The organism is Nocardioides sp., assembly GCF_041600255.1.
Classification (GTDB): domain Bacteria; phylum Actinomycetota; class Actinomycetes; order Propionibacteriales; family Nocardioidaceae; genus Nocardioides.
Window position 1 is genome coordinate 1 of the sequence record NZ_JBFIKK010000199.1, and the last position, 4,049, is coordinate 4,049.

General features: G+C 71.4%; 4 protein-coding genes. All 4 read left to right on the top strand.

The window, feature by feature from the left end; genetic code table 11:
* A partial coding sequence (locus ABZE72_RS16055; protein WP_372730041.1) for a M13-type metalloendopeptidase occupies positions 1-388 on the top strand: 388 nt, incomplete at its 5' end.
* 1 nt (position 389) lies between these two features.
* Positions 390-962: a hypothetical protein gene (locus ABZE72_RS16060; protein ID WP_372730042.1), complete on the top strand. Its 573-nt coding sequence runs from the start codon at positions 390-392 to the stop codon at positions 960-962.
* Positions 963-1,084: 122 nt separating this feature from the next.
* Positions 1,085-3,196 (top strand): RecQ family ATP-dependent DNA helicase, encoded by a 2,112-nt coding sequence (locus tag ABZE72_RS16065; RefSeq protein ID WP_372730043.1) that lies wholly within the window; start codon positions 1,085-1,087, stop codon positions 3,194-3,196.
* Between the two features lie 240 nt (positions 3,197-3,436).
* Positions 3,437-3,973, top strand: a complete 537-nt coding sequence (locus tag ABZE72_RS16070) for a hypothetical protein (RefSeq protein ID WP_372730044.1) — start codon at positions 3,437-3,439, stop codon at positions 3,971-3,973.
* Positions 3,974-4,049: the final 76 nt, after the last annotated feature.

A 4,049-nucleotide genomic window follows, 5' to 3' on the forward strand; every position in this document is an offset into this window, starting at 1 on the left:
CGAGGTGAAGTCGAAGGCCCTGATCGCGCAGTACGACGGCTTCGAGCCGCGGGCGCTGCCGGGGGAGAAGGTGAACGGCGCCCTGACCGTCGGCGAGAACATCGGCGACCTGGGCGGCCTGACCATCGCCCACCGCGCGTTCGTGATCTCGCAGGGCGGCCAGGCCGACGTCGAGGCCCGCCGGATGCTCTTCATGAACTGGGCCTACGCCTGGCGCACCAAGCGGCGCAAGGAGCAGGAGCTGCAGTACCTGACCGTCGACCCGCACTCGCCGCCGGAGTTCCGCGCCAACATCGTGCGCAACCTCGACGAGTTCCACGAGGTCTTCGGCACCGTCGAGGGCGACGGGCTCTGGCTCGACCCCGCGGAGCGCGTACGGATCTGGTGACGTGACCTCGAGCCGCCCGACCAGCCGGACGGGTGGACCCGCCCGCCTGGTGGCGGTCAGCATGCTGCTCGCCGCGCTGGCGATGACCGTCGTGGTCGGGCTGGTGCAGGCGTACCTGGTGCAGGCGGCGGAGGCCGACGCCACCCGGGTCGGCGAGGCGCGGGTAGCGGCGGTGGCCGAGACGCTGAGCGTCCGGGACGGCGAGGTGGTGGCCGAGGGGGCGTCGGATCCGCTGGCGCCGACCGCGTGGGTCTTCGATGCCTCGGGCCGGTTGGTCGCGGGCAGCCTGGGCGAGGACGGCGTCAGCCTCGTGGTCCGGTCGCTGGGCCGGTACCCGGCGGCGGACGCGCGCACCGTCGAGGACCGGGTGCAGCTGGTCTCCGGGTCGGTGCGCCTCGAGGACGGGGCGGACGGGGCAGACGGGGGCCCGGTCGCGGTCGTGGTCGCCGGGGTCGACCTCGAGCCGTACGCCGACGGTCGGCGGCGTGCCCTGCTGGTGGCGGTGGTCCTGGCGGCGCTCGCGGTCCTGTCCACCGGAGTTGCGGCCTGGCAGGCGGCCCGCCGCAGCCGCTGACCTGCCAGTTGTGGTTGCTCGCAGGCCGCTGACCTGCCAGTTGTGGTTGCTCGCACGCCGCTGACCCGTCACTTCTGGTGCCCCCGAACGGCGCCGTCGGTGCCCGCTGGTAGACAGGCGGGGTGACCGACGCCAGCGCCCCAACCACGCCGACGCCCGACGCGGCGACCGACGTACGCCGCCAGGCCGAGGCGCACCTGCGCGCCCTCGTCGGCCGTGACGACGCCCGCCTGCGCGACGACCAGTGGACGGCGATCGAGGCGCTCGCCGTCGGGCGGCGTCGGTCGTTGGTCGTGCAGCGGACCGGCTGGGGCAAGTCCGCGGTCTACTTCGTCGCCACCCTGCTCCTGCGCGAGGCCGGCGCCGGCCCGACCGTGATCGTCTCGCCGCTGCTGGCGCTGATGCGCAACCAGATCGCCGCCGCCGAGCGGGCCGGCATCCGCGCGGTCACGATCAACTCGACCAACATCGAGGACTGGCAACCCATCCAGGAGGACATCCGGGCCGGCCGGGTCGACGTACTCCTGGTCAGCCCGGAGCGGCTGAACAACCCCGGCTTCCGCGACGAGGTGCTACCCAAGCTGGCCGCCACCTGTGGGTTGCTCGTGGTCGACGAGGCGCACTGCATCTCCGACTGGGGCCACGACTTCCGGCCGGACTACCGCCGGATCCGCACCCTGTTGGGCGACCTGCCCGACGGCATCCCGGTGCTGGCCACGACCGCCACGGCCAACGCGCGGGTGACCGACGACGTCGCCGAACAACTCGGCACCGACGTCTTGGTGCTGCGCGGTTCGCTCGACCGGGAGTCGCTGCGGCTGGGCGTCGTACGTCTCAAGACCGCGGAGCAGCGGCTCGCCTGGCTCGCCGACCACCTGGCCGAGCAGCCGGGCTCCGGGATCATCTACTGCCTGACCGTCGCGGCCACCCAGGAGATCGCCGACTACCTGCGCTCGCGCGGCCATGACGTCGCGGCGTACTCCGGCCAGACCGATCCGACCGAGCGGCAGGCCCTCGAGCAGGACCTGATCACCGGCAAGGTCAAAGCGCTGGTCGCGACCCGCGCGCTGGGAATGGGGTTCGACGCGACGCTCGGGTTCGTCGTCAACATGGGGGCGCCGGCGTCGCCGGTCGCCTACTACCAGCAGGTCGGCCGTGCCGGCCGCGGCACCGACGAGGCCACGGTCGTGCTGCTCCCGGCGATCGAGGACCGTGACATCTGGGCGTACTTCGCCTCGCTCGCCTTCCCGCGCGAGGAGTTGGTCCGGCGCACCCTGGAGGTGCTCGCCGAGCAGGGCAAGCCGATGAGCACGGCAGCCCTCGAGACGTACGTCGAGCTGAACCGGACCCGGCTCGAGACGATGCTCAAGGTGCTCGACGTCGACGGCGCCGTACGCCGGGTCCGCGGCGGCTGGGAGTCCACCGGACAGCCCTGGGCCTACGACGAGGAGCGCTATCGGCGGGTGAGTGAGGCCCGTGAGCGCGAGCAGGCGGCGATGCTCGACTACCTGGCCACGGACCGCTGCCGGATGTGGTTCCTGCGCGACCAGCTCGACGACCCTGCGGCCACCGAGTGCGGTCGCTGCGACAACTGCGGTGGCCTCGGGCTCTCCAGCGACGTCTCGGAGGCGGCGTTGGCCGAAGCCGGCGCCCGGCTCTCCCGACCCGGCGTGGTGGTGGAGCCGCGCAAGATGTGGCCGACGGCGTTGGCCAACCTCGGCGTCGAGCTCAAGGGCAAGATCACCGACACGGCCGAGGAGGGGCGAGCCGTCGCCCGGCTCACCGACCTGGGCTACGGCCAGGCGCTGCGCGAACTCTTCGCTCCCGGTCACCCCGACGGCCCGGTGCCGCTGCCCCTCGTGCGGGCGGTCGTCGAGCTGCTCGGCGACTGGCAGCCCGACGTCGAGGCGATCGTCGTGGTGGAGTCCGCGACCCGGCCGACGCTGACGGCCGACCTCGCCGACGGGCTGTCCCGGTTCCTGAAGATCCCGGTCGTCGGGCAGTTCGCCATCGTCGACCCGGAGGTCGCGCCCGGCCAGGGTGCGATGAACTCGGCGCAGCGGGTCGCGGCCGTCGGTCGCCGCTACGACCTGACCGGAGACGTGCCGGCAGGTCGTGTGCTCCTGGTCGACGACCTCGTCACCACGGGGTGGACGCTGACCCTGGCCTCGCGGGCGATCCGTCGCGCCGGCGCCACCGCAGTGCTGCCGCTGGTGCTCGCCGCCCAGAGCTGAACCCCAGAGCTGAACCCCAGAGCTGAACCCCAGAGCTGAACCCCAGAGCTGACCTGCCAGTTCTGGTTGCTCAAGAGCCGCTGACCTGCCAGTTCTGGTTGTCCTACGACAACCACAAGTGGCAGGTCAGCGTGGAGGACGATCGGTTGGAATGGTGCCGTTCGTCGGACACCAGCCCTCGGATTCCCTAGGGTGGTCTAGATCGTGTCTGGCCCCCCGCAACAGATTCAGGAGCACTTCATGAACCGTTTCCGTTACGTCGTCGCTGTCGGACTCACCGCCGGTCTCGTCCTCACCGGTGGAGCCGCCCAGGCGGCGTCCAAGTCGGTCAAGGACAAGGCGAAAGACGCTCCCGCCGCCGCTGACATCACCCGGGTCACGGTGAAGAACGATGCGGACAAGCTCGCGATCAAGGTGAAGTTGCGCAAGGCGCGCGCCGGTCGCACCCACCTGGTGGCCACGCTGAGCCCCACGGTCGAGGGCGCCCCGACGTACGTCGTCCGCACGGTCGACGCCGAGAACAAGGGCAAGGGCAAGAAGATCGGCGCCACGCTCGAGATGTGGGCTGCCGACGCCGATGAGGCCGAGGTCGTGGAGTGCAAGGGCATCAAGGCCGCGATCTCGTCGGGTCGCAACGGTCAGTCCCAGGTCCGCGTCCCCCAGGCCTGCTTCGGCGACGACGCCGGCACGCTGGTCGTCGAGGTCGCCACGGTCGACCCCGAGGGTGAGGTCGTCGACGACGCCCGTCCGCTGCGCGTCAAGAAGGCCAAGGGCTGACCTGCCAGTTCTGGTTCTGACAAAGCCGCTGACCTGCCACTTTCGGTTGCCCTATGGCAACCACAAGTGGCAGGTC